The sequence below is a fragment of the Pseudomonas fluorescens HK44 genome (assembly GCF_000217955.3).
Lineage (GTDB): Bacteria > Pseudomonadota > Gammaproteobacteria > Pseudomonadales > Pseudomonadaceae > Aquipseudomonas > Aquipseudomonas fluorescens_AQ.
Window position 1 is genome coordinate 1,283,070 of the sequence record NZ_AFOY02000015.1, and the last position, 26,396, is coordinate 1,309,465.

A 26,396-nucleotide genomic window follows, 5' to 3' on the forward strand; every position below is an offset into this window, starting at 1 on the left:
CGTCTACCCTACGGATCGCCATAACGCGACCCGCGGGTATCGAGTTCGGGTTCTCACATCCGGCGCCGATGTGCAACGCACGACAAGGATTGGACAAGGCGATTTGCCCAAGCAACTGAAAGATCATTCCAGCGAGATAGAGCCTCTTCGTCCGGTTCTCTACAAGCTTGAACGTCGACTCAAATGACACCGATGCGACGACAAAGGGGAGTCCGCCATACCCCATTCTTGCTCGCCGACACTGGCCCAAAAGGAATTCAATCAAAAGGTTTCCGGAAGGGTTAAAGGTCAGCAAGTAGCAAGGGAATGGGCTCAAGGGGAATGGGCCTATACGGAAAAGGTAAAGGCTCCCCTGCCAGCCGCGACTACGGTGCATCCATGTTCAAGCTATTCCAACGCAAACGCCCTCCAGTGGTGGCGACCGCTCCGTCAGAGGTTGCCGCAAATGGAAAAGGACCGATGCGGCCGGAGTCGGCCGCATCGCTGCTGGCCACCCCACGCCGGCAGAAGCTGCTGGAACACATCTGGCAACGTACTTCGCTCTCACGCAAGCAGTTCAGGTCCCTGTATCTCGCACCACTGGAACGCTACGCCGAGTTGGTCCAGCAATTCCCCGCGTCGGAAAGCCATCACCATGCCTATCCAGGCGGTATGCTCGACCACGGGCTGGAAATCGTCGCCTACGCGCTCAAGCTGCGGCAATCGCACCTTCTTCCAGCAGGCACAACACCAGAGGACCAAGTAGCACAAGCCGAAGCCTGGACAGCCGCCATTGCCTACGCAGCGCTCCTGCACGATATTGGCAAGATCGCAGTCGACCTTCATGTGGAATATGCCGACGGCAACACCTGGCACCCCTGGCACGGACCATTGTCGCATCCGTACCGCTTCCGCTATCGCAAGGAGCGTGAGTACCGGCTGCACAGTGCTGCGACTGGGCTACTCTACAACCGCCTGCTTGATGGTCACATCCTGGACTGGCTCAGCGACTATCCCGCTCTGTGGTCGTCGTTACTGTATGTGCTGGCAGGCCAATATGAACATGCCGGCGTGCTCGGTGAGCTCGTAACCCAGGCCGACCGTGCGTCGGTCGCTCAGGAGTTGGGGGGCGATCCGGCCAGGGCGATGGCTGCGCCGAAACATGCACTCCAACGCAAACTGCTTGAGGGCCTGCGGTTCCTGCTCAAGGAGGAGCTGAGGCTGAACCAGCCACAGGCCTCGGACGGCTGGCTGACACAGGACGCCTTATGGCTCGTCAGCAAGACAGTCTCAGACAAGTTGCGCGCGCACCTGCTTTCGCAAGGCATCGAAGGGATCCCGTCGAGTAACACCGCAGTGTTCAACGTTCTGCAAGATCACGGCATGCTTCAGCCAACAGTCGATGACAAGGCAATCTGGAAGGCAGTCATCACGAGCGAGGGTGGATGGTCGCACACATTCACCTTGCTGCGATTGGCCCCAGCCTTGATCTGGGAAAGCGCAGAGCGCCCACCTCCATTCAGTGGCACTGTAGAGGTGGTACAGGAAGAGGCGGCGCAGGAAGAAGCTGCTTCAGCAACGTCCAGCCGCAGCACATCGGCCAGTGGCGAGGCAGCGGCGGTGACTGTGACCGGAACGCCTACATTCGCATCGCCCACACCGGCCGCAACCGCGGCCTCTGCGGATGGCCTGGATGATCTACTGGAGTTGTTCACCACGCCGGATAACGCCCACATGCGACCTTCACCACCGGGCAACAACGAACCCAAACAAGCGCCAGTTCAACAAGAATCCGATGCGACTGCTACGTCACCGGCACCTGCCTCACAGGAACGAGGCTCACGACCACTGCCGTCAGGCGAGCATTTCATGGCCTGGCTGCGCCAGCACATCGATAGCCGCAAACTGATCATCAATGACGCGAAGGCTCTGGTGCATACCGTAGCCGATACCGTGTATCTGGTGAGTCCTGGGCTGTTTCAACGTTACGCACAGGAACATCCACAGTCAGCCGTCTTTGCAACAGAAGAAAAGACGACAGACTGGCAGTGGGTACAAAAGCGCTTCGAGAAGCTGGACTTGCACCGAAAGCAGGAGAACGGCCTGAACATCTGGACCTGTGAAGTCACCGGGCCGCGCAAATCACGCAGGCTACATGGCTATCTGCTGAATGACCCTCTGCGACTGTTCAATGACATCCCTATGAACAACCCCTATCTCACGCTTAAGCAGGAGTTATTGTAGTTGATCTACTGCTACCAATACACACCGCTTAAGGCCCTGGCTAGTGGCCTGCGTGGTTAGTTCAACTATCCATCGAGGCGACGGTAAAGTGTGATGGCCCAACGTCATGGACTGATTGTACAAATGGCCCGTCCCGCTGCTCCCTTTGCTTTAACGCAAAGCTGGTTGCGGATGGGGTCATTGGCGCAGAACCTCGCACAACGCGCCAGAATATTGCTTCTCTTGGTGGATGGGCTCACACCCAATACCGTCGCTGAGCAGATGCAAGTATCGGCCTCCGTGATCTTTAAATGGCGCAAGCGCTATCAGGAGGCAACACACTGGAGTGTTCGCCTGATGGCCAAATATGCGCAGGTCAGCACCTGGCAGGTTCGACAAGTCTGGGCCGCTCCGACCTCAAGCCGCACCGGCTGAAGACGTTCAAAATCAGTAACGATCCTCTCTTTGCCGGCAAGGGTGCGCCCGGAATACGGAAATTTAGTGCCAAATCCGACTTAAGGAAACTCTGAAAAAGACTTCCCGATCTGGTGAAATACCCGCCTCACACGAATCGAACGGTTGAGCCCCGATGAAACAGATGTCCTTCGCTGATGCCGAGTATGCCGGCAAACGTAAGCAGACCCGCCGCGAACGTTTCCTGATTGAGATGGATCAGGTGGTGCCCTGGAAGGGCCTGATTGCCTTGATCGAGCCGCATTATCCGAAAGGCGAAGGCGGTCGTCCGGCGTATCCGTTGCTGGCCATGCTGCGGGTTCATCTGATGCAAAACTGGTTCGGCTACAGCGACCCGGCGATGGAAGAGTCCCTCTACGAAACCACGATTCTGCGCCAGTTTGGCGGGCTGCATTTGGATCGGATTCCGGATGAAACCACGATCCTCAACTTCCGGCGGCTGTTGGAAAAACATGAGCTGGCCGGTGGGATTTTGCAGGTCATCAACGGCTATTTGGGCGACCGCGGTTTCGAGCCGGGTATGTTGATCAGGGAGCCTTGTTCGCAACGGAGGCAGGAACTCCGCAAGGGGGAATCATTACGGTGCTCCCAGTGCATAACGGTGGAAGCGCTCAGCAGCAATCGTCATCAGTTCCGGCACACCGGTGAAGTACCAATAGGTGTCACTCACCCTGGCATGCCCCACGTACGTCGATAGCGCCAATACGGCGTGCTCGCCATCGATGCCCTGCTCGTACCGTCATGAAGTTCAACCGCAAGACCGTCACAGTGGTAACCGATAACGGACAACGCTGGAATATCTCGCCGCACTTACTCTCACCGATCAAAGACGTACAGGCCGGGACGGTGGTGGATATCAGGCCACAAAAAATAAAGTAACGCCGCCTCGAATGGCCTCCGCACCACCCTGACTTGATTGCCCCCCCGATTTGTGGATCTCACACGCTGAGCGCGCCGCCTATTTTTTTGAATAGGTGGATTTATGGAGCGCTTACGGATTACCCAGCGTCATCGGGCCAAGGAGTTTCTGGCCTTCCTGCAACAGATCGACCGCAGTACACCGGCCGAACTGGATCTGCATGTGATCCTGGACAACAGCTCGACTCACAAGACTCCCGTGATCAAGCAGTGGCTGGAGAAGCATCCACGCTTCAAGCTGCACTTCACGCCGACCAGCGCCTCCTGGCTGAACGCCGTGGAAGGCTGGTTTGCACAACTGGAGCGGCGAGCGCTGTACCGGGGTGTTTTTACCAGCGTCGCGGAGCTGAAAACGGGCACTCGTCAATTCATCGAGGCCCACAATGAGTTTTCAGCCAAGCCGTTCAAGTGGAACAAAACGGCTGAGTCCATCATCAGTTCGGTGCATAAAGCAAAGCTGGGTGCGATTAAAAATAGATTTTTGAATTAACCGCACGGGACACTAGTCTCAAAATTTTATATCAGTAGGATAGCAGGTAAAGTGCACACGATTATGGCTGTGTTTCTCGCTCTCTTGGAATCAGTGCCCCCGGTACTTGAATAACCTGACTCGCCAAGCTGTGTCCCGACAGGGCTGCCAGTGCTGGGTCGCCTCCTTTCAGACGGCATGCAATATAGGCAGCGCTAAAGGAATCCCCTGCGGCAGTAGTATCTACAATACGATCAATTTTTTTAGCCGGAACTTCGAAAGATTGATCTTTCAATTTAATGACGCAAGATTCTGCGCCACGCTTGATCACGACTTCACTGATCCCAAACTCCTGACATGCTGCAAAAACTGCTGCAATGTCTCTATGATGGAATAGTTCCTTTTCATCCTCGAATGTTAGTAAGGCTAATCCTACATAAGGTAGTGTCTCACGATAGGCTTTTCGAGCCTCCTCAGGTGAGCTCCACAATCGAGATCTGTAGTTATTATCGAACGCCACCAGTGCGCCCTTTAGCTGAGCCTCTTTGAGCATTGCTATCAATTTCTTCCGCCCCGACTCTCCGAGCACCGCAAGCGTAATGCCACTAAAGTACAACACGTCGTATCCGGATAATGCGGCAAGAATTGGCGCCGAGGTAGGTTCATCGAAGCAATTTCGTACTGCTGCTTCATTTCGCCAATACAGAAATCGTCGTTCGCCCTTCTCATCGGTCTGAATACAGTAAAGACCCGGCAAACGACCTGGGAAGCGCTGGGTCATACTCAGGCCTATGCCTTCTTCCTGCCAACTTTTGCACATTGCGGTGCTAAAACTATCGTCACCTAAGGCAGTCACATAATCAACAGTTGCGTTGCCCCCCATTTCACGCGCTAGATAGACTGCGGTGTTAAGCGTATCGCCCCCATAACTTTGTAAGAGACTACCATTAGAGTGTTGTTGCAGCTCAATCATGCATTCGCCAATCAATGCGATGCGCCAAGTAGGAGCGATATTGTTCATTATTTCTCTATCTCTGTTTGCGCAATGTAGCTTGGAAGGGCTGCCTAAAGAGACTGGGAGACTTCCAAAAAATCGATGCATCACAAGATTTTGTGCAATATTAAAACTGTCAAATTGATGGTCGATTTCTTCGTAGTTGTTTAATAATAACTAGAGCCCAGTAGACAAAAAGCGTTTGATACGATAAATACCTTCACTGAGAATCTGCGGATCGACTGCGTGACACCAACGAAGCCAACCGCTACCTTCTGCGCCAAATGCTCCACCTGGAGCCAGTCCTATACTTGCCTCGTCTACCAGCCTTTTTGCAAGCGTTAAGGTATCGTCAGCGCCTGAGACGCGAAAATAAACATACATTGCACCGCCTGCGGCAGGAATTTCAATTCCTGGTATTTGACTAAGTGCGTCGACCAACAGCTTACGAGAGCTAGCTAGTTGTGTTCGAAGATCTGCAATTAGAGGTTCACCATACTTAATAGCAGCATGAGCCGCTCTTTGTACTGGTTCAAATACGCAGGAGTCATTGAATTCAATTAGTTTTGCCAGGTCACTTGTTAAAGAAGGCGGGACTGTCAACCAGCCTATGCGCCAACCTGTCATAGTCCAGGCCTTAGAAAAGCTATTGGCAGAAATTATGCGATCACCATCTTCATAGCGCGTTAAGAAAGAAGGCGCAGACTTCAGGCCTGGCTCATAAACCAACCGTTCATATACATCGTCAGTGATGATCCATATTCCGTGCTTTCTGCAATGGTTAAATATTACATCAATACTTCTCTCATCGATCATCCAGCCCGTTGGGTTGTTGGGGGAGTTTAAAATTAGGGCGCGAGTTGATTGGGTTAAAGATTCCAATAGTTTATCTAGGTCAAGCGTCCAACGATTATCAACAACGCTAAGCGGCACCCGAATTACTTCTGCGCCAAGAATTCTTGGAATTTCGAGTAGATTTGGCCATATCGGCGTTACGGCGACTACCCTGTCGCCTGGCTCTACTAGTAGTTGAGTACAGAGCATCAACCCTGAAACACCTGAGCCTGTGACGGCGATCCGATCAGTGTCGATTTTCACATTATGGAGTTCGGAGAGGTACTCACTAATAGCTGCACGAAGGTACGGGCGGCCTAAGTTTTGTGAATAAAATGTTTCCCCAGCTTTGATTGACGATAAAGCTGCTTCTCCAATAATCGTATTGGTCGATTGATTTGACTCTCCAAACCAAAACGGTAACACATCTGGTTTTCCAGCAGCATGGTTTGCTACTTCTCGAATCATGGAGCTAGATAATGCTTTAACGCCAGCTCGAGCGACAACAGGAAAATCTGGATTTTGTAGTTTGGTAGTATTTTTCACTTTCTCGCTCCGGAAGTTAACACGTGCAGCTCTGCCCCGAAATTACGCTTCGCTATTTTCTCTTACCACTGCGCGGATAAACATGCGCGCACGCTCAGTTTTTGGCGCATCAAAGAATTCGCTCGGCAAGCCGTCCTCAACAATACGTCCTTGCTCCATGAAAATTACTCGATCAGAAACTTGCCGAGCGAATGACATTTCATGAGTAACGATTAGCATCGTAACTCCGGTTTCAGCTACTTTCCGAATGACATCAAGAACTTCACCTACCATTTCTGGATCTAGGGCAGAAGTTGGTTCATCAAAAAGCAGGACTTCAGGCTCCATCGCCAAGGCTCTTGCAATTGCCACGCGCTGTTGCTGACCTCCCGAAAGTTGTCCAGGTCGCTTGTGTGCATGCTGCGCGAGCCCGACACGGTCGAGCAAAGTTTGAGCTTTTGCCTCTGCAGCCTCCCAGGACAAACCCCTAACACGCACGGGCGCAATCGCCACGTTTCGCAAGGCGCTCATGTGAGGAAATAAATTAAACTGTTGAAATACCATTCCTACTTCTGCACGAACCTTGGCAAGGTTTTTCCCACGCTTCACCAGAACCCCATCAACTTCTATCGTGCCGGAATCATACTCTTCTAGAAAATTAATGCAGCGAACCAGCGTGGATTTTCCCGAGCCTGATGGGCCAATCAAAGCAATGACCTGACCTTTTTGCACATCTAAATTAATATCAAACAGCGCTTGAAAAGACCCATAGTGCTTTTGTAGATTTTTGATTTTTATCAATGGGGCAGTATTGATTGGGGGGCTATCCATCGTACTCATATTCACTTACCTCCACCTTCCTTTTGCCTTTCCTCAATGATGCTAACAATTCGTACTAATGGCAGCAATAAAAGTAAGTACAGAACCGCCGCCCCGATAAGAGGTGATGGATTTGCATAAAATGCTTGTGCTTGCGTGGCTTGCTTTAGGAGGTCAGGCATCGCAACGACGGAAGCCAATGCAGTATCTTTTATCAGGCTTACACCAATGCCTGTTGCTGGAGGAATGACTAGGCGCAATGCTTGGGGAAGAACAACATCACACATCATTTGCGACCATTTGAAGCCCAGTGCATGCGCCGCCTCAAATTGACCTTTCTGTACAGACTCGATCCCTGCCCTAAAACATTCGGCGGTATATGCTGACGCAACAAGGGTTAAAGCACTTGTTGCAGCCCAGAACGGTGTCAGGTTTATGCCCACAAAAGGAAGTGCGTAATAAATTAGTACCAAAAGAACAAGCAGTGGAATCGCCCTAAACAAATCGATGTAGCATATGGCTATGAAGCGAATTGCCTTAGGGGCATACATTCTCAGCAATACTATGATCAGCCCAAATAAGGTTGCGAGAAGCAAGCTTGTTAATCCTAGTAAAATGGTTAACTCTAGTCCTTTTAGAAGAGCAAGGGCGGACTTAACCAGCACCTCGCAATTAAAAAATGTTTGTATAAGTTCCATAAAAAACCCGGAATAAAAAATTAACTTCTCCCCATATTTATAGGGCGCACACAACTCACAAGAACAGGCTCAAACATAACCAATAAAGGTCTTATTGGATATTCTCCGAGCCTGACAATGATAGATAAATATTATGGGATGGCAGAGATCTTCTGCGAGCTTGAGTCTGCTGGAGCCTTCATGCCAAACCATTTCTCATAAAATTGACCTAGCATGCCTTCTTGTTTCATTTTTGAAATTTCATCGTCGATCTGACTCAAGATTTTGCTGTTTTTTGGAAAGGCCATCCCAAATTGTTCGTTGGTTTCAACTTGAGCAACAATTTTGTACTGTGGCTTATCTTTAATATAGTAAGCGTCAATTGGGCAGTCATGGAAAAAGCCAGCTAGACGCCCAGTTGCAAGGTCGAGCATTGGATCAATATTGGTATCGTAGCGACGAATTTCGCTATAGTTATATTTTTTTGGTTTTCAGTTGCCCAGATCTCACCAACCGTGCCAGTAACCACACCCAGCTGTTTTTCACTTAGTCCCTGAAAGCCAGTTATGCCACTTTTAGTCGCTACGGTCAGACACTGTTGCGCATCAAAATAAGCTTGGCTAAATGATATTGATTCTAAACGCTTTGGTGTGATTGTAACCGAGCCTATTGCTAAGTCCGCTCTTCCTGATTGAATCGCTGGAAAAAGCATTGCAAATGGCATAGAAGAAAACTCAACTGTCTTTCCGACGCGTCGCGCCGCTTCCTTGATGATGTCGACCTCAAAACCTGTCAGCTCACCATTTTGGTCTTCGTACTCAAATGGTAGGTTTGCCATGTTGGCTGCAACTTTGAAGTCGGCAGCATTCACAGCTGCCGAGGTCGTACACATAACACCAAACATTACGTTCATGAATTTGCGCATTTTAGTCACCCTGGTTTGTTGTAGATTTTAGCTTCTTATGCGGCAGGCAAACCAAAGGTAGCAGCGCCCCCCTATTAAGAAAATCCCCCTTGAGGGGGATGCCTCGGAATGAAGTGACCTAGGAGGCCGTCCGAGAATGCGGTGCCAACCCGCCCGGCTGACCCCAAAGCACCACTTGACCACCCGAAGGTGATCTACGGTCAACCAAGCCCAACAAAAAGTCTCGTTATCCGCTTCACGAGGCCCCTTTTGCATGTTTTTAGGCCAAATTCGGCCCTTTAAGGAAGGTCTGAAGTACCCACCGATTTTTGATGCTCTCTTTGCTTGAGACATCAACGACCTCAGCTTCGATGAGCGCTTGGGCCTGATGGTCGACCGCGAGCTGACAGAGCGTGAAAACGCGCGCCTGACCACCCGCCTCAAGGCAGCCCGACTGCGCCACAACGCCTGCTTGGAGGACATCGACTACCGCAGCCCGCGTGGCCTGGACAAATCCCTGATCCTGCAACTGGGCAGCGGCCAATGGCTGCGAGATGGCCTGAACCTGATCATCGGCGGCCCAACCGGCGTGGGCAAAACCTGGCTCGCCTGCGCGCTGGCGCACAAGGCTTGCCGTGACGGCTACAGCGTGCGCTACCTGCGCCTGCCGCGTCTGATGGAAGAACTGGGCCTGGCCCACGGCGACGGGCGCTTCGCCAAGCTGATGACCGGTTATGCGAAGACCGACCTGCTGATCCTCGATGACTGGGGTCTCGCGCCGTTTACTGAACCGCAACGGCGCGACATGCTGGAGCTGTTGGATGACCGCTACGGCCAGCGCTCGACGTTGGTAACCAGCCAGATGCCAGTGGACAAATGGCACGCACTGATCGGCGATCCGACCTTGGGCGATGCGATCCTCGACCGGCTGGTGCACAACGCTTATCGGATCGAACTGAAGGGCGAATCGATGCGTAGGCGGTCGGAGAAATTGACGACGACGGGCACTTCAAACTAACAATGCGAACCTGCGTCGCTGCGCTCCGACTGCCTGGCCGGATGAGCGTGGAACGGGTGGCCGGATGTTGGTGGAGTGAGTGGCCGGATGGCGTGGAATGCGCAATCAAGCGCCAGTTTGGTTATACGAAAGTGCGCTTTCGTGGTTTGTCGAAAAACATCGCGCAGCAAACAACCTTGTTCGCTTTGTCGAACTTGTGGATGGTGCGAAAACGGTTGATGGGTATGGGCGAGGTGCGTCTGTAATGCGGGTCAATGGCCCTGAAACAGCGCGATTAGAGGAAAGAACCGTGAGTTAAGGACAAGAAAGGTCTGATTTTCGACCGACTTATGATTTTTTGAGCCTCAAGTAGTGAGGGCATCAAAAATCGGTGGGTACTTCAGACCTTCCTTAACGCCAAGAGCCGCTTATTGACAAAAATGACCTTCGCTGGTAAAAGTGGAGGTCTTGCGTTTTTTGGTGCAAACGCTAATTGCATTTGCTTTAAAAACTGCGGACAGTAGGCTGGTCGCTGTTGCAGCTTAATATACAGGATTAAAACTTCAGCAACAGGCAAAAAGTTACACGATTTACGAATTGGTATAGGTGCCAAAATGAAAGGATCGGTCGACTTTGTCGCCTCAAGGTTTATTGACGGAATAGGTCAGCGAAACTTTCCAGAAATAGCCATTGAGGCAATAAACAATATCGTGCCTTTCGAACTATCCTCTATATTCTTGTACGATGGAAAAAAACCACCAACCTACATATCGCCAGCATCCTCCCAAAAAGGGAGTGTCGACTGTAAGAACTACTTGAAAACCTTTCATTATAACCCAATTTATCAGCATCATATACACGGCCTGAAAAGCGGAATATATTTGATGCGCGACTTAGCAAAGTCAAATTTTATTAAGCGTCCCACTCTCGACAACAATGATCTCTCACTTAGCTCCGTTGAAGAAATTGGCTATTTGACAAATGGATGGCCTTGCAACCTTACTGAGCTTAATATCGCCATAAATATCTCTGTAGGAACCACGCTTCAAGTGTGCTTTTATAGAGAACGCAATAAGCTTTTTTCAAAAAAAGAAGTATCCGATTTAAATAAAATTAGGCTTTGCATTTTGGCTTCTTTTAAAAAGTTTTATGAGTCATATAAAGATGAGTTTGGTGTTTCACCTCAACTTAACCCGTGGGAGTCTGCATTAAACATCATCGATGGTGGTATCTTATCATCAAGGGAACGTCAGGTTGTCGAACTAATTGCACAGGGAAAAAGTGCGGGGCATATTTCCGGTGCACTTAAAATCGGGCGTGAAACAATAAAAACCCATAGGAAAAACGCCTATCAAAAACTAGGCGTAACTTCGTGCGCCGAGTTATATTTTTTGATTTCCAGAGCATTGGTATTTTCAAAGTAACATGTTTTTTGCCGGTCGTGATAAGAATGGTCGCGGTAGGGAAGGTCTAAAGTACCCACCGATTGTTGATGCCTTCTCTGCGTGAGGTTCAAAAAACGCTGATTCGGTCGAAAAGCAGACCTTTCCACTCTTTAATTCATGATTTTTCCTCTAATCGCGCTGTTTCAGGGCGATTAGCCCGCATTACAGGCGCACCTCTCCTGCATTCAACAATCGCTTTCGCACCATCCACGAGTTCGACAAGGCGAACAACGTTGTCTGTTGAGCGATGTTTTGTAACCGCTCCACGAACCCCACATTCAAAGCCGCGATTTGATGCCTGATGCTGTGCTCCCGATCTCTTTCAGAAGCCAGCGGCCATGATGCGTCCCGATGCCAAAGTTGAAAAAGTGTACCTCTACCCTAAACCCGTAGACTTTCGAAAATCCATCGACGGCCTAGCCGCACTGGTGGAGCTGGATATCAAAGTGGCGGTGTTCGATCCGGTGCTTTTCGTCTTTATCAACAAACCCCGCAATCGGGTGAAGATTTTGTATTGGGAACGCAACGGCTTTTGCCTTTGGCTCAAACGCCTTGAATCCGAACGCTTCAAAACATCGCCTGACCACACCGACGAAGCCATCGTGCTGACAGTCCAGGAGCTGAACTGGCTGCTCGATGGTTTTGATCTGTGGCGCAACCGTCCACATCAGGTTTTGACACCTCGATTTGCCAGCTTGAAGCCGTGGATGCTTTCTCAAGCCACTGCTTGAATCACGCGGGAGTCTTTGTGAGTCGAGCCTGTTGTCCAGGATCACATGCAGATCCATTTCGGCCCGGTGGTACTGCGGTCGATCTGTTGCAGGAAGGCCAGAAAACTCCTTGGCCGATGACGCTGGGTAATCCGCCCGATCACCTTGCCCGTCAAAATGTCAAAAGCCGCGTACAGGCTCGCCGTCCCGTGGCGTTTGTAATCGTGGGTTCGACGCTCGATCTGCCCCGGACGTAGCGGCAACATCGGCTGTGTGCGATCCAGTGCCTGGATCTGGGTTTTCTCGTCAACCGACAGCACCAGCGCGTTATCCGGTGGGTTCAGGTAGAGCCCGACCACATCGACCACCTTGTCGGCAAAGAGAGGATCGTTACTGATTTTGAACGTCTTCAGCCGGTGCGGCTTGAGGTCGGAAGCGGCCCAGACTTGTCGAACCTGCCACGTGCTGACCTGCGCATATTTGGCCATCAGGCGAACACTCCAGTGTGTTGCCTCATGAGGGACACGCTGAGTGGTTAACGTCAGGATGTCGTTGAATTTGGCCGCACTGAGCTTGCGCGGCTGGCCGCTACGCGGCAAATCGTTCAATCCCTCAAGCCCTGCCTCCTGATAGCGTTTGCGCCATTTAAAAATCACGGAGGCCGATACTTGCATCTGCTTAGCGACGGTATTGGGTGTGAGCCCATCCGCCAAGAGAAGCAGTATTCTGGCGCGTTGTGCGAGGTTCTGCGCCAATGACCCCATCCGCAACCAGCTTTGCAGGGTGACGAGGTCGGAAGGTGTTAAAGCAAAGGGAGCAGCGGGACGGGCCATTTGTGCAATCAGTCCATGACGTTGGGCCATCAGTTTAGCGTCGTTTAAATGGATAGTCGAACTAGCCGCTCAGAACACTAGATGCACGCTGTCATTCACCTCCCACAATCTGTGCTCAATTGCTGAGTGAGTTGCTCGGCAACCGTTTAGTCTTCAGAAAGACGACTTGTTGGGAAGTAGCATCGTTTGGAGTTGAGGCAATTTCGCTATTTCGTAAAGATTGTAGAACATGGCAATCTCGGTCGTGCTGCGCTTGAACATGAAGTTGGCGTGCCTGCTCTTAGTCAGCAAATCACTAAGGTGGAAAGCGAACAAATAAAATAGGGATATCCGCATCAAGCCCTTTAGAAAAGTTAAATACCCCGTTTCAAAAGCCACCTTTTGGCGCTTCACTCGGCACGATATTCACTCAGCTGATGGGCTTGCAACATGAGGCTACTACTTAAATTCAATAACCGTGTTGCACTCAGCTCCTGCAACCGCCCATCAATGGCTCAGCGCGTCATCAACTTTAGTTGCCGTCGGCTACGGCTGGCGCTAAAAGGCGTATTCCATAGCAAGGCGGTTTTGCCAGTAATTTTTTTCCTGGCCTGGCTGGTTTTGCAAGGCAATGAATTCAGTGATGCTCCAGCCCTTGAGGTTTCCGCCAAACTTGTAAACGGCGAACGCAAGGTATTCCGACTGATTGATGCTGGCTGCACTTTCACTGGGTTTGAGGTCCATGAACGAGTAGCGTGCGCCAATGAACACGTCTTCGCGTAAGGCACCATTGATATCGAATGCATACGCATTCCCCGCCCCCAGGTCTTGGGTCGTGGTCAGGAACGGTTGGGCAAATAACGGACCTGAACTGACGCCATGAGCGTAGGGCGTTACTAGCGCGCCATTGAGGTAGGAGTTTTTGTCTGGCTCGATGCGGTCGTAGCCGAGGCTGGTGGTCAGAGAATTATGCTTTACGCCCAATTGCACACCATAAACCCTACTATGCACTTCACTGAGCAATTCACGACCTTCATTGTTTTCTCGAACGATCTGTGTCCCGATAAAGGGCTTGAAATCGCCTTCGCGCTTGCTCAGTTGCGCTTCCAGGTAGGTCATCCTGGCATAGTCGTCGTAGTCAAACTGCCAGGCTTTGGCGTTGAGCTGTACCGGACCTAGGTCTAGGCTGCGGGCGCCGCCGATTCCCCAAAATCCGTCGGTTTCCTCATCGTCGATTCCTGAGAAAGCGTCAAATCCGGCGTTGTAGGTGGTCTGTTTCTTGAATGAGTTGTCAATATACGACTTGAAGCGATACATGCGCATCGCTGAAAGGTAGTTCGCGTCATCGCCGTAGTGCACTGAAACGCCCTGGAACAGTTGGGGTGCCATGCGCCAGTCATACATTGAGGCGTAGGGCACATCGATCTCCTGGTTGCCAGCGGTGATCTTGAATTGGTCGTGCTCCCATTGAAGATAAGCTTCGCCCATTGCAGTGATATTGGGCCCAAGGTCTCGGTCGCGTTCGGCGGGATCATCGGAATGGGCGATTCCGCGTTGTACATAAGCACTGACACCCGCGCTGAAGCCGTCGTAGGCGGCGGTTTTGAAACCCAGTTTGCCGCCGTAACTCAATGTATCCTGGGTCAGCCCTTTGTTAAAAAAGGCATTATGCCCGGAGAAGTAGATGGTGCGAAAGTTGCCGTTAATACTGCCCTTGCTGAATATTTCTGCTACCGATGAGGCATCGCTACTCTGCGATGTAGTTTGTTCGTCATTCAGCCGCGACAGACTTTGATGTTGTACCGGTTCGCCGAGGGTTTCCGGTTGTAGTGCCGCCGTATTCAATACGTCCGCATCCTGCCCTACAGTTGATGTTTCAGCCCAAGCGAAACCAGGCACGGCGATGGCCATGACGATAAGTAGATCCCGTGGGCGTAAGCTTAAGTTGAGTTCAGTATTGTCTCTATTCATTGCCGCTCTTCTTCGATAGGGTGCTGTCCTTCAAAGTCGCGACATCGAAGGCGCGCTTATAAAGAGCGCCTTGGACATTAATCGCTACTCCCGGGACAAACATTGTTATATGGATGAGTGGGCAGTACTGACGAAAGCAAAGTTGAATCACTGAGTTGGCGGTCTGGGACGACGGCACTCAGTGCATTTTTTTATTATGAGAGCGTGTAAGTACACGTTATATCTGGATGACATCGTTCGACCGGGTAGCCGTTCTTCTTAATCCTTAAATGCCCAGGAAACAGTTGCCGGGGTCGCCACTGGCAGCGCGCCCCCCGACTTCTTTTCGAAAGATGCCTGTTCGTCCGCAGGATCGGCGAGAGTCATCTCGCGTCGATCCTCTTGGCCTTCCCTTAAGCCGGGCAGTCAGCTTGAATGAGCGAGCAACTGAGCACGCCGCTCGATCGTGGCCTGGACGTCTAGCTGTACGCGCTCATTGAGGATGACCCCATAGACGTCACGTGCATGTTCAATCGTGCAGAAGTCATCCAGCACATCCTCGCGAACCTGTTCGGCACTGCGCTCCAACGGGTTGCCATAGCCGCCGCCGCAGGGCGAGTAATACGCCATGACGTCGCCTGCGCGTGAAGCATGTCCTGAGAATTTGGAGGGCATCTGCACGATCTCTCCAGGGCGCGCAGCATTGTAGATTTCGGTCTTGCCGACAACGCCGTCAGTACCACCGAAAATCCCCCATGGCACATCGTAATGGCGTTCGCTTTCGTGGGTTATGAAACCTGGCGTCAACACCCGCTGTGCCTTGACCACGCCAATGCCACCACGGTATTTACCGGCGCCGGGCATGACGTCATCGCGCAACTCATAGCGATCGCAGATCATGGGCAAATGCATGCCCAGGTCCTCAATGGGGTTGTTGCGAGTGTTGGCCATGAGGTTATCGATCGCATCGGGACCGTCAGATTTTGGCCGACCGCCATACGCCCCTTCATTGACCTCGAGAAAGACCCAGTAATCGCCATCAGGCTTTATCCCGGAGTAGGCTGCGAAGGAAATCGACGCCGAGCTGCCAGCGATGATTCGCTCTGGCAAAACCGGTGACAATGCCTTGATGATCAGATCGATCATCCGATTGCATTGAGTAAAGCGCGCCTCGGCCGCTGCCGGAAAGATCGGATTGAAGATCGAGCCTTCGGGTGCAACCACACTGATCGGTCGGAACGACCCTTCGTTCGACGGCACCGGACTTTCCATCGTATAGGCATCGAGCAGAATCTTGCGAAAAGCTGCATAGGCAGCCACCTTGCATGACCCTTCAAAAGGGACGTTGTAGGCCGTTGGCGTCTGGGGGGCCGAACCGGTGAGGTCGACAATCAGCGAGTCGCCCTGCACCTTGACCGTCACGACTATTGGCAAGCGCTCATCACGATTGCGACCATCATCGTCAAGGTAACCTTCGGCCCGGTATTCGCCATCGGGAATCTCCGAAATCTTCTGGCGCATGATGGCTTCGGAGTAATCGATCAACTGATTGACCGCGCTGAAGCAGAAGTCTTTACCGTAACGCTCCAACAGTTCCTTGAAGCGTTTTACCCCCAGCTGTGCCGAAGCGACCTGGGCTTCGATATCGCGTACCAGCTGTGTTGACGCGCGGCTGTTGTACTTGAACATTTGTACGAGCGCTTCATTACGCACTCCCTTCTCATAGAACTTCAGGCCGGCCATCAGCATCCCCTCGGCATACACGTCACCGACATCGATGATCAGACCGGGGGTGGCGGCACCGATATCGATGTGGTGCGCGGTATTGCCGGAGAAGCCGACCAGTTCGCCTTCATAGAAAATAGGGATGATGATCGCCAGATCCGGGCTATGGCTTGAGCCATGGTATGGGTGGTTGTGGATGACCACGTCTCCCTCATGCCACGCACCACCTTGCAGTGTGTTCTCGATACCACGCAAGTAAGCCGGAATCGAGCCGATGTGCATCGGCGTGGATTCGGACTCGCAGATCGTCTGGAAGCGCGTATCGAACAAGCCGGCCCCCATGTCCTGAGACTCACGGATGATCGAGGAAAAGGACATTCTATAGAGCACGTGTCCCATCTCTTCGGCAATGGTCTTCAAGGCGCCGTTGATAACTTGCAGGGTTATCGGATCGACCTTTTGCTGATTCATGTGATCAACCTCCGGGTTAAATGCGGGAAATAATCAAGTTGCCGTACTGCGTCACTCGACCTACCCACCCCGGCGGCACCAAGGAAGTTGAGTCATGCTGCATCAGCATCGCCGGGCCTTCGACGTATTGCCCTGCACGCAGTTTGCTGCGGTCATAACGCGGCGTCGGTAACATCTCGCCGTTATCGAAATAAGTTGGGCGCTCGTAAAGGAAGGCTTTCTGGCTGTCGCCATCCTGAGCGGCTTGCAATGGCTGCCAGGCCAACTTTTCCGACTTCGAATTTCCGATAACCCGCAGGCTGACAACCTCCACGGCAGCATCGCCGAAACAGTAGCCATAGTCCTTTTCATGGGCGCGATGGAAGTCCGCCATGATCTGCTCAATGACATCGCGGTTGATGGGCCCTTCGGGCACTTGTGCACGCAACTCGAAACCTTGGCCGTCGTAACGACATTCGGCAATTTTGCTCACCCGCATGTTGTCTTCGCTGACGCCGTCATTGCGCAGCTGTTGGCGAATTTCCTCCTCCATGCCGAGCAACGCCTGCTCAAGGCGCAGCATGTTGGCGTCGTTGGCCTGGTTAAGGTTGAAAAGCAGCGAACGCAACGCTTCGTATTGCAAATCGGTGGTCAGCAAACCTGCCGCTGCGGTGATACCCGGTGCGGGTGGAATCAACACTGACTTGGCATTGACCTCATCGGCCAGTGCTGGGCCATGCACCGGGCCAGCGCCGCCGAAAGGCATCAGCACAAAATCACGGGGATCAATGCCGCGGGCCACCGAGTTAGATCGGATCGCCAGCGCCATGTTGTTATTCACGATTTTCAAAATACCCAGCGCGGCTTGGTGCACACTCATGCCCAATGGTTTAGCAATATTGTCCTCGATGGCCTTGAAAGAGAGCTGCGGATCGATCTTAAGGTCGCCACCCAGCATCTGATCGGGGTCAAGACGACCCAAAACGATATTGGCGTCCGTTACGGTCGGCTCCTGGCCTCCACGGTTGTAACAGGCTGGCCCCGGGGTCGACCCCGCCGAACGCGGACCGACTTGAAAGCCGCCGGCCGCATCGATGAAGGCCACTGACCCGCCACCGGCCCCGATAGTGATCAAGTCAATCATCGGCACCAGCACCGGGTGACCGGAGACATAGGAATCACGAGGATTCATGATCTTGATCTGGCCATCGACCAGCGTCGAAATATCGGCTGAAGTGCCGCCGATATCGACGGTAATGATGTTGCGCTCGCCATCGAGTTCGGCGAAATAGTGGCCTCCCATGACCCCTCCCGCAGGGCCGGACATGAGGATACTGACCGGTCGTTCGCAGCAGCTTTCGACAGTGGCCACCCCGCCGTTCGATTGCATGATGCGCAGTTCCGCATTGATGCCGTTATCACGCAGTTGAGTCGAGAGATGCGTCAGATAGTGTGAGGTACGAGGGCCCACATAGGCGTTCATCGCCGTGGTAGAGAAGCGCTCGTATTCACGCATCACGTCGACCACTTCGCATGAACAGCATACATATGCCTCAGGCATGACCTCCTTGACGATCGCCTTGGCGCGCAGTTCATGTTCGCGATTGAGGAACGAATACATGAAGCCGATGATGACAGCCTCGATACCCCGCGACTTCAGTGTCAGCGCGGCCTGACGAACCTCTGCCTCATCCAGTACGGTTTCGACCTGGCCGTGCGGTGGGAGTACTCGCTCATTGATGGCAATGCGGTTACGCCGGCGTACCAGCGGAGCACTTTGCCAAGGCACATCGAAATGCAGGGAGAAGTTGTGGGGGCGCTTGTGTCGGCCAATGTGCAGAATGTCGCGAAAGCCCTTGGTGGTGAGCATGCCCACGTCGGCACCGTTATGTTCAATCGAAATGTTGGTGGCTACAGTGGTGCCGTGCACGATGAGTTGAACTTCATCGGTGCTGATCCCGGCCTTGGCGCATAACTCAAGAATCCCTCGCATGACCGCGATCGATTGATCCTCAATCGTCGTAGGGACCTTGTGCGAAAAAACATGCCTGCCGATTGAGTCTTGTTCTGTGGTTTCCAGAATCAAGTCTGTGTTTGTACCACCGACGTCTACGCCAATGCGTGCCATCTCGTGACTCTCCTGCGCTAAAGCGAGATAACTCGAATTGAACACCCGAGCCTGCTCACAAGTTAATTATCTATATTTGTAATTTTTATACCCGAACAACAGCTTGATATTTGACGACTCTCAACTTCGACAGCTGCTCGATGAGATCACAATGCTTGCTCACCCCACGAAAAGCCATTTACCAAGGCCGTGCAAAACAGCTGCCGTTCCGGGCCTGACCGCATAATTATGTTTCTATCTCACGACACTTCAGATCCTGAGAAAAACAATAGAGCAATCGTTGATACACTTCTAATACATTTTTCACCCGCATTCGTACATTAATCCGCATCAGTTTTTTGCACTAAATTAACGCCCTTTTCAGCCGACGCCTGATGATAGTGCGGCTCACCCGCTCTATCTCGGGGCGCTCTACTTCCATGTCACGGCGCGCAGTTCAGCAACGAAGATAGTCAGCGACGGCTGTATCGCGCGGTTTCAGTTAGAAGGCGATTTGACAGGCAGCGTCGCTTGGCTACCGCGAAAGGTGCACAGTCCGTAGTAAACCAAAGCGCCCAGAATCGAACCTGTGAACCAGCCATAATCGTAGAACCAGCTGAAGGCCGGGCTGCTCAATGACAGTAGGGTCAGTACCACCGGCACGGCGAAGGCAATGAAACCCGCAGAGTTCCACGCCGGGTAGACATCATCACGATAGAGCCCTGCCAGGTCCAGCTTCTGCTTTTTGATCAGGAAGTAGTCAACGATCATGATCCCCGCAATCGGCCCAAGTAGACTGGAATACCCTAACAGCCAGTTCGAGTAGACCGTATCGAGGCTGATGTCCGAGACAATCAGGCCCAGCTTTTTCAACAGCTCGTGTGCCATCATTCCCAAGCCAACCACACCGGTTATCATCACCGCGTGAGTCCGGCCGATCAGTTTCGGGGCGATGTTCTGGAAATCATTGGTTGGTGAAACAATATTGGCTGCGGTATTGGTCGACAACGTGGCGATGATGATCATCGCCATGGCCAGTGCCACCCAGACCGGGCTCTGTATGTGCCCGATCAGGTTCACCGGGTCGGAGACGGTTTCGCCAACCAGTGAGGCAGACGCAGCGGTCAACACTACGCCCAGCGAGGCGAACATAAACATGGTCAAAGGCAGGCCGATGATCTGCCCGACGATCTGGTCTTTCTGGCTTTTAGCGTAACGACTGAAATCCGGGATGTTCAGCGACAACGCCGCCCAGAAGCCTACCATCGCGGTGAGGCCGGCGAAGAAGTAACTCGCCAGCCCGGCGCCTTCGGGGCGCTTCGGTGGCTGGGACAGCAGTTCGCTAATCGACACGTTCGGCATAGCCCAGACCAGCAACCCGGCACCGACCAGCACCAATAGCGGTGCCGACAGGGTTTCCAGCCGCTTGATCGACTCGGCACCGCGTAGCACCACCCACAAGTTCAGGGCCCAGAAAATCATGAAACCGATGACTTCGCCCGTTCCGCCTAGACTTTTCCAGCCGTCGGACATTGAGCCCAGAAACAAGTTAATGGCCTGTCCGCCGAACATCGTCTGAATGCCGAACCATCCGCACGCTACAACGGCCCTGATCAGGCATGGCAGGTTGGAGCCGAGTATGCCGAACGAAGAACGCAGCAACACCGGGAATGGAATGCCGTACTTGGTACCGGCGAAAGCATTAAGGGTCAGCGGTATCAGCACAATGATGTTTGCCAGCAGAATCACCAGGAGCGCCTCCCCCACCGAAAGGCCAAAGTAGCCAGTGAGTACGCCTCCCAGCGTATAGGTCGGCACGCAGATCGACATACCGACCCAGAGTGCAGCAATGTGCCACTGGTTCCAAGTGCGCTGGTGGACCTTGGTCGGGGCTATGTCGTCATTGTAACGAGGACTGTCAAGGACGTCGCTTCCGGCTTCAAGCTCGACCAAACCGTCCCGTTCGGTCACTTGCGATTTAATCTGTTGCATGGCCACTCCACTGTTTACTGTTATTAGGTAATCGGTCGTAAAGCCGCCTCAAGCAGCGGTTTGACCGTGAGGACATTTTGCTCATGGTGGGTTGTTGTGACGTCGGTCAAACCGCTTGAAATATCAGGCGCTAGACAGTTGAATAGCCGAACCTGCGCAAAGTTAATGAGCCCGCCCCGTCAATGTGCGCCCAGCTTTCTGCCCTGTTATTTAAGTAGTTTTCCCGCATTCTCGAACATTGACTGTTCAAACTTGCTCAAATAACGATTCAGCTATCAAAATGCCAAGATCCAGCAAAACGGGTGCCACCTCAAAAAAGCTGACAGCACGATTATATTTTTACCCATACAATGCCGCCCCTGAGAAAACAATAAAACAATCTTGGGTGGGCTTCTAATTCATTTTCCATGTGTATTCGTGCATTTCCCTGCATTAGTTTATGCACCGCATTAACGCTATTCTTATATTTTTGCCAAACCGTGGTGCAACTCACCCGTACTGTTTCAGGGCGTCAGACTTCCATTTCAGTGCACCCCCCTGCGCATAACCCACGCCTGCCCGTACAAGCTTCGCCAGACAAGAAATAAACCGCGTGATTTCAATCGTTTAACAACGCGCTTCTATCGAAGGTGCAGGTGCAGGTGCTCGGCTGGCCAGCGATCGGACACCGGTCGTCAGTCACCCTGTAAAACAACAGACGCAAAATTAAGTACATGAAGGACGCGGTGCACGGCTGCCTGGCATTTTCCAGGTACAAAAAAACCATGCCAAAGTCAACCTTTGGCATGGTTGGGGTGGTGCGTCACTCATACGAACTTGAGTAACTTCTGTCGTTTTATTTCAGGCCGACAGTCGCCAGGTAATCCAGGCACGTGTCGACAGTTTCCACATCGGCAAATTTGGCGTCGATGTCGAACAGGTTCCAGGCCACCGCACCAGGTACCCGGTCACCGATGCACTCCTTCACTGCGATGGTACGGAAGCCTTCAGCCAAACCATCGCACAGCGTGGTGCGCACGCACGCCGATGCAGTCACGCCAGTGACCAGGATAGTATCCACGCCAGCAGATCGCAGGTAGCCGGCCAGCGACGTGCCGCTGAACGAACTGGCGCGCTTCTTGACTAGTACGAATTCGCCATCGATAGGGGCAATTCGCGAGTCGATAGCCCAGAGATTCTCATCGCTCTGACTCACAACATCCACCGGGATTTTGTTGTGCCATTGGCCCATGTCGGTGTTGGGATCATTTCGATCAGTGTTCTGGTAGCAGGTGGTTACGTGCACTATCGGAAATTTGTTGGCGCGAAACTCCTTCATCAGGCGCTGCACCCCGGGAATGATCTCATCATCAATCTTTTCGCAGGTGAAAGGATTACCCGGACGAGTCCAGGCGTTAGCCAGGTCGACGTTGATCAATGCAGGCCGTTTGCCAAAACCGATGCGCCGTTGAAAGCCACGCTCCTTATAGAGCTTGGTCGATTCTTCAAAGGCGCGGTTGAGCATCTCCATCAGGTCTTGCGACATAGTAAGTATCTCCAGGTGAGTTCAGGGTACCGAGGTCGTTCGCGGGGTTTGCGTTAACCTTGAACTCACGATAATCTCCATAATTAATAATTTCTAATTCATATTTTAGGATATTTGATACCATTATGAGCAACAATGCACGATTTGATCTGAAGCAGATGAAAGCCTTTATGGCGGTTGCCGAGTCACTGCATTTCAAGCGTGCAGCGGACTCGCTTTTCATCACCCAACCAGCGTTAAGCCGATTAATCAAGGGGCTGGAGGAAGAACTGGGAGCAGAATTATTGGTGCGTACCACTCGGCAAGTCGCCCTGACAGAGTCAGGGCGTTTATTTCTGCAGGAGTGTCGCCAAGCGTTGCGTCATATCGACCGCGCGGTTTATCTGGCCAGGAGCGCAGCTGCCGGTGACATCGGCCACATCGCGGTGGCTTACAACGACTTTGCTATCAATGGCGTGCTGCCCTCGATTCTTGAACAGTTCAAGGAGTTGCACCCGGACGTCACGGTCGAATTGGTTTATATGCCGTCACAGGAACAATACAAAGCCATCAAGGACAGCCTGATCGACATTGGTTTCATGCTGGGCCCATTGGCTATTCCCGGAATTGAAAGTCATCGGATTGCATTGGAGAAAATGGTCGTCATTCTTCCAGCACGACACCCTCTGGCCAAACACAAACACATCAAAGTCGAGCAGCTTAAAGAGGAACGCTTTATTTTCGGCGCGGAAAGTGGCTGGAGCCTGTTTCGCGAGCAAACATTCCACCTCTGCCATGCGAACGGCTTCAGTCCGAATATCATTCAGGAAGCGACCACCAGTATCGGCATCTTTGGACTGGTCGCCGCCAACATGGGGGTGTCGATCTATTCAGAATGCGCCTTCAAGATAAAGCGCGAAGGCGTGGCAATCGTCCCCTTGAATAGTAAAGACGCCACGATCGAAACCATAGCAGCGTGGAGCCAGGATTATGAAAATCCGACAGCGCGCCTGTTCAAGAAGCTCTTGCGTGAACTTGCCCCTCAGGGACATCTCTGAGGACCAAATCGGCGCAATGCAAACCAGGCATGGATTCAGGCTTAAAAAGGTAATTAGTAGCACGTCGGCATCAAGGCCCATATTGGCGTGGACGCAGCGCCGGATTGGTACTTCGCCTAGTCGGGTATGCGGCCAACATGACTCATGTCACCCGGGTCGCGTTACACATTGGAGAGACGTACGTCCCAGGCGATGCGGTTACATCAGTGCGGCCAAACAAGTGGGGCATGCTGATCGAGAAATCATCTAGTCGATTGCAGCGTGGCCGAGCAGTTACCGGCATCACGGCAAAAGCAGCGTTCCATACCAAGTCAAACACAGGATCGTATAAGCCACGCCTAGTGTGCTGTTCGCGAAATAAATTTCTCCATGCTTGCACTACACTTCAGGTGTCATTCCTACCTTGGAGAGTTCCTGGTGAGCGCTCTGGACATTACGCTTAGCCCCGAAGAATTTGCCGAACTGAGCCGTCGCGTACGTTCCGCCACCATCAGTCAGCGCGATGGCCGTCGAGCCCGCGTCATCTTGCTGGCAGCACAAGGATCAACGCGAGAAGAAATCGTACGATTGACAGGTTTCTCTCGCCCTACGGTCACCGACTGGTGCCAGCGTTTTCAGGCACTCAGATTGGAAGGCCTGCTCGACAAGCCTGGCCGTGGACGCAAATCCCCTCTGCCCGCCGACACGATCCGCCGCGTGCTCGAACAGGTCACTCAACCTCATATCGGCGAGCCCCGCTGGAGCTGCCGAAGCATGGCCCGTGCTGCCGGCATATCAGCGACCACCGTGCATAAACTGTGGGCGGCCAATGACTTGAAGCCTCATCTGACGCGCACCTTCAAACTGTCCAACGCCCCGCAGTTCGAGGAGAAATTCTGGGATGTCATCGGCCTGTACCTGGCCCCTCCAGACAAGGCGTTGGTACTCTGCTGCGACGAGAAAAGTCAGGTGCAAGCCTTGGAGCGCACACAACCTGGGCTACCTCTGGGGATCGGTCATATCCAAACCAAATCCCATGATTACACTCGCCACGGCACGGTCACGCTGTTTGCAGCGCTGGATTATCTCCAGGGCAAACTGATCAGTAGCATCGAGCGCCAGCACCGCCATCAGGAGTGGTTGGCTTTCCTCAAGAAAATCGACAAGGAAACCCCTAGGGAAGTTCTGAAGTACCCACCGATTTTTGATGCCTTCTCTGCGTGAGGTTCAAAAAACGCTGATTTGGTCGAAAAGCAGACCTTTCCACTCTTTAATTCATGATTTTTCCTCTAATCGCGCTGTTTCAGGGCGATTAGCCCGCATTACAGGCGCACCTCTCCTGCATTCAACAATCGTTTTCGCACCATCCACAAGTTCGACAAGGCGAACAACGTCGTCTGTTGAGCGATGTTTTTCGTCAGACCACGAAAGCGCACTTTCGTATAGCCAAACTGGCGCTTGATCACTCGAAATGGGTGCTCAACCTTGGCTCTGACTTGCGCTTTCGCATACTCAATTCCGCGTAGCGCACTGCCGATCACCGTGTCTTTGCCATGCTCTTTGTACGAACTGGGCCGTGCAGAAATCGACCAGATCATCTTGCGATCCTGATGTTCCGGGCGCTTCTGCACCCCGGTGTAACCGGCATCGCCACAGACGTGAACCTCTTCCCCATGAAGCAGTTGATCCACTTGTGTCACGTCCGCCACGTTGGCAGGAGTACCGACCACGCTATGAACCAAGCCCGAATCCGCATCGACGCCAATGTGGGATTTCATTCCAAAATAGTACTGATTTCCTTTCTTGGTCTGATGCATCTCGGGATCGCGTTTCTTGTCTTTATTCTTGGTTGAGCTGGGGGCATGAATGATCGTCGCATCCACTATCGTTCCGTGGCGCAACATCAATCCACGCTCACCCAGATAACCGTTGATAACCTGCAAAATCCCGCCCGCCAGGTCATGCTTCTCCAGCAAGCGGCGGAAGTTGAGGATCGTGGTTTCGTCAGGAATTCGATCCAGATGCAGCCCTGCAAACTGACGCAGGATCATCGTTTCATACAGCGATTCCTCCATCGCCGGATCGCTGTAGCCGAACCAGTTCTGCATCAGATGAACCCGCAACATGGCCAGCAACGGATACGCCGGACGACCGCCTTCACCCTTTGGATAATGCGGTTCGATCAAGGCAATCAACCCCTTCCAGGGCACGACTTGATCCATCTCGATCAGGAAGCGCTCACGGCGGGTTTGCTTACGTTTGCCGGCATACTCGGCATCGGCGAAGGACATCTGTTTCATCGGGGCTCAACCGGTCGATTCGTGTGAGGGGGTATTTCACCAGAGTTGGAAGTCTTTTTCAGAGTTTCCCTAAGCACCTCCAACTGCATCTGATCGTGGATAACTATGCGACACACAAGCATGCCAAGGTGAAGACTTGGCTGGCGAAACATCCGCGCTTCCACGTGCATTTCACACCGACCTCCAGCTCTTGGATGAACATGGTCGAGCGCTTTTTCAGGGACATTACCGTGTTCTTACGCGACGGCAGCTTCGGCTCCGTACGTGAGTTGGAAAGCTCGATTACCACCTTCCTGGCATTACGGAACGCACGACCGACCCGGTACGTCTGGAACGCGAAAGGCGAGGAAATTTTGAGCAAGATCCGGCGGGCACGTGAAGCGATGGAAACGCAGATGGAAGAGCAAGTTATTTCGAAAACAGCACACTAGCTCGTTCTAAGTTGGAGCATCCTTTTCAGATGCTCAAGATGCATTTCAATCATCGCCAAATTCGGTACCGCGGACCGGAAAAGTACACGGTGCGGTTGTTCTTAGAGAGGCTGAACCGGG

The 26,396-nt window shown here is 52.5% G+C and carries 15 protein-coding genes and 11 pseudogenes; 13 read left to right on the forward strand and 13 right to left on the reverse strand.

The window, feature by feature from the left end; all coding sequences use genetic code 11:
- Window positions 1–378 precede the first annotated feature (378 nt).
- The 4 genes and pseudogenes from mobH to HK44_RS18670 form a co-directional block, all read left to right on the forward strand.
- On the forward strand, window positions 379–2,223 hold the full coding sequence (gene mobH / locus HK44_RS18655) for a MobH family relaxase (RefSeq protein WP_024265069.1): 1,845 nt from the start codon (window positions 379–381) through the stop codon (window positions 2,221–2,223).
- 123 nt (window positions 2,224–2,346) lie between these two features.
- Window positions 2,347–2,678: pseudogene (locus tag HK44_RS18660) on the forward strand (helix-turn-helix domain-containing protein); the annotation flags it as partial.
- Between the two features lie 113 nt (window positions 2,679–2,791).
- Window positions 2,792–3,184, forward strand: a pseudogene (locus HK44_RS18665) (IS5/IS1182 family transposase); the annotation flags it as partial.
- A gap of 486 nt (window positions 3,185–3,670) precedes the next feature.
- A pseudogene (locus HK44_RS18670) lies at window positions 3,671–4,084 on the forward strand (IS630 family transposase); the annotation flags it as partial.
- 61 nt (window positions 4,085–4,145) lie between these two features.
- Here HK44_RS18670 and HK44_RS18675 read toward each other — a convergent pair.
- The 6 genes from HK44_RS18675 to HK44_RS18695 all read right to left on the reverse strand — a co-directional run bounded on the left by HK44_RS18675 (window position 4,146) and on the right by HK44_RS18695 (window position 8,837).
- A complete protein-coding gene (locus HK44_RS18675) occupies window positions 4,146–5,084 on the reverse strand; it encodes a sugar kinase (RefSeq protein ID WP_019689108.1) in 939 nt (312 codons plus the stop codon).
- Window positions 5,085–5,234: 150 nt separating this feature from the next.
- Window positions 5,235–6,437: a pyridoxal phosphate-dependent aminotransferase gene (locus HK44_RS18680; RefSeq protein WP_242031568.1), complete on the reverse strand. Its 1,203-nt coding sequence runs from the start codon at window positions 6,435–6,437 to the stop codon at window positions 5,235–5,237.
- A gap of 42 nt (window positions 6,438–6,479) precedes the next feature.
- On the reverse strand, window positions 6,480–7,247 hold the full coding sequence (locus tag HK44_RS18685) for an ATP-binding cassette domain-containing protein (protein WP_033865552.1): 768 nt from the start codon (window positions 7,245–7,247) through the stop codon (window positions 6,480–6,482).
- A gap of 11 nt (window positions 7,248–7,258) precedes the next feature.
- Entirely contained in the window at window positions 7,259–7,933 is a 675-nt protein-coding gene (locus HK44_RS18690) for an amino acid ABC transporter permease (protein WP_019689106.1), read from the reverse strand.
- Between the two features lie 131 nt (window positions 7,934–8,064).
- Complete coding sequence (locus tag HK44_RS29450; protein WP_198424421.1) at window positions 8,065–8,346, reverse strand: transporter substrate-binding domain-containing protein; 282 nt, start codon at window positions 8,344–8,346, stop codon at window positions 8,065–8,067.
- A complete protein-coding gene (locus HK44_RS18695) occupies window positions 8,319–8,837 on the reverse strand; it encodes an ABC transporter substrate-binding protein (RefSeq protein WP_198424422.1) in 519 nt (172 codons plus the stop codon). The genes HK44_RS29450 and HK44_RS18695 overlap by 28 nt, the downstream gene beginning before the upstream one ends.
- 328 nt (window positions 8,838–9,165) lie before the next feature.
- Between HK44_RS18695 and istB the strand changes: the two are divergent.
- The 4 genes and pseudogenes from istB to tnpB all read left to right on the forward strand — a co-directional run.
- Window positions 9,166–9,834, forward strand: a pseudogene (gene istB, locus HK44_RS18700) (IS21-like element helper ATPase IstB); the annotation flags it as partial.
- Window positions 9,835–9,938: 104 nt separating this feature from the next.
- Window positions 9,939–10,079, forward strand: a pseudogene (locus HK44_RS18705) (IS5/IS1182 family transposase); the annotation flags it as partial.
- Window positions 10,080–10,427: 348 nt separating this feature from the next.
- Window positions 10,428–11,237: a response regulator transcription factor gene (locus HK44_RS18710; protein WP_080690650.1), complete on the forward strand. Its 810-nt coding sequence runs from the start codon at window positions 10,428–10,430 to the stop codon at window positions 11,235–11,237.
- A 362-nt stretch (window positions 11,238–11,599) separates the two neighbouring features.
- A pseudogene (gene tnpB, locus HK44_RS18715) lies at window positions 11,600–11,860 on the forward strand (IS66 family insertion sequence element accessory protein TnpB); the annotation flags it as partial.
- A gap of 88 nt (window positions 11,861–11,948) precedes the next feature.
- On the opposite strand, the pseudogene HK44_RS18720 reads toward tnpB, so the two are convergent.
- A pseudogene (locus tag HK44_RS18720) lies at window positions 11,949–12,801 on the reverse strand (IS630 family transposase); the annotation flags it as partial.
- A 186-nt stretch (window positions 12,802–12,987) separates the two neighbouring features.
- Between HK44_RS18720 and HK44_RS18725 the strand changes: the two are divergent.
- Window positions 12,988–13,113, forward strand: a pseudogene (locus HK44_RS18725) (LysR family transcriptional regulator); the annotation flags it as partial.
- 225 nt (window positions 13,114–13,338) lie between these two features.
- Here HK44_RS18725 and HK44_RS18730 read toward each other — a convergent pair.
- The 5 genes from HK44_RS18730 to HK44_RS18750 all read right to left on the reverse strand — a co-directional run bounded on the left by HK44_RS18730 (window position 13,339) and on the right by HK44_RS18750 (window position 22,529).
- Window positions 13,339–14,751 (reverse strand): OprD family outer membrane porin, encoded by a 1,413-nt coding sequence (locus HK44_RS18730; protein WP_198424423.1) that lies wholly within the window; start codon window positions 14,749–14,751, stop codon window positions 13,339–13,341.
- Window positions 14,752–15,156: 405 nt separating this feature from the next.
- Window positions 15,157–16,926, reverse strand: coding sequence for a hydantoinase B/oxoprolinase family protein (locus tag HK44_RS18735; RefSeq protein ID WP_019692273.1), 1,770 nt, complete (start codon window positions 16,924–16,926; stop codon window positions 15,157–15,159).
- Between the two features lie 16 nt (window positions 16,927–16,942).
- Window positions 16,943–19,033: a hydantoinase/oxoprolinase family protein gene (locus tag HK44_RS18740; protein WP_019692274.1), complete on the reverse strand. Its 2,091-nt coding sequence runs from the start codon at window positions 19,031–19,033 to the stop codon at window positions 16,943–16,945.
- Window positions 19,034–19,510: 477 nt separating this feature from the next.
- Window positions 19,511–21,004 carry an NCS1 family nucleobase:cation symporter-1 gene (locus HK44_RS18745; RefSeq protein WP_019692275.1) on the reverse strand — a complete coding sequence of 498 codons (1,494 nt, stop codon included), beginning with the start codon at window positions 21,002–21,004 and terminating at the stop codon, window positions 19,511–19,513.
- Between the two features lie 835 nt (window positions 21,005–21,839).
- A complete protein-coding gene (locus HK44_RS18750) occupies window positions 21,840–22,529 on the reverse strand; it encodes an isochorismatase family protein (RefSeq protein ID WP_019692277.1) in 690 nt (229 codons plus the stop codon).
- 125 nt (window positions 22,530–22,654) lie between these two features.
- On the opposite strand from HK44_RS18750, the gene HK44_RS18755 reads away from it, so the two are divergent.
- From HK44_RS18755 to HK44_RS18760, 3 genes and pseudogenes are all read left to right on the forward strand, one after another.
- Complete coding sequence (locus HK44_RS18755) at window positions 22,655–23,566, forward strand: LysR family transcriptional regulator (protein ID WP_019692278.1); 912 nt, start codon at window positions 22,655–22,657, stop codon at window positions 23,564–23,566.
- Between the two features lie 60 nt (window positions 23,567–23,626).
- A pseudogene (locus HK44_RS30620) lies at window positions 23,627–23,891 on the forward strand (IS5/IS1182 family transposase); the annotation flags it as partial.
- 92 nt (window positions 23,892–23,983) lie between these two features.
- Window positions 23,984–24,730 (forward strand): annotated as a pseudogene (locus tag HK44_RS18760) (IS630 family transposase); the annotation flags it as partial.
- 137 nt (window positions 24,731–24,867) lie between these two features.
- Here HK44_RS18760 and HK44_RS18765 read toward each other — a convergent pair.
- The gene (locus HK44_RS18765; protein ID WP_024264756.1) at window positions 24,868–25,845 is read right to left on the reverse strand and encodes an IS5 family transposase; all 978 of its coding nucleotides are present in this window, start codon (window positions 25,843–25,845) and stop codon (window positions 24,868–24,870) included.
- A gap of 65 nt (window positions 25,846–25,910) precedes the next feature.
- On the opposite strand from HK44_RS18765, the pseudogene HK44_RS18770 reads away from it, so the two are divergent.
- Window positions 25,911–26,276, forward strand: a pseudogene (locus HK44_RS18770) (IS630 family transposase); the annotation flags it as partial.
- Window positions 26,277–26,396 lie beyond the last annotated feature (120 nt).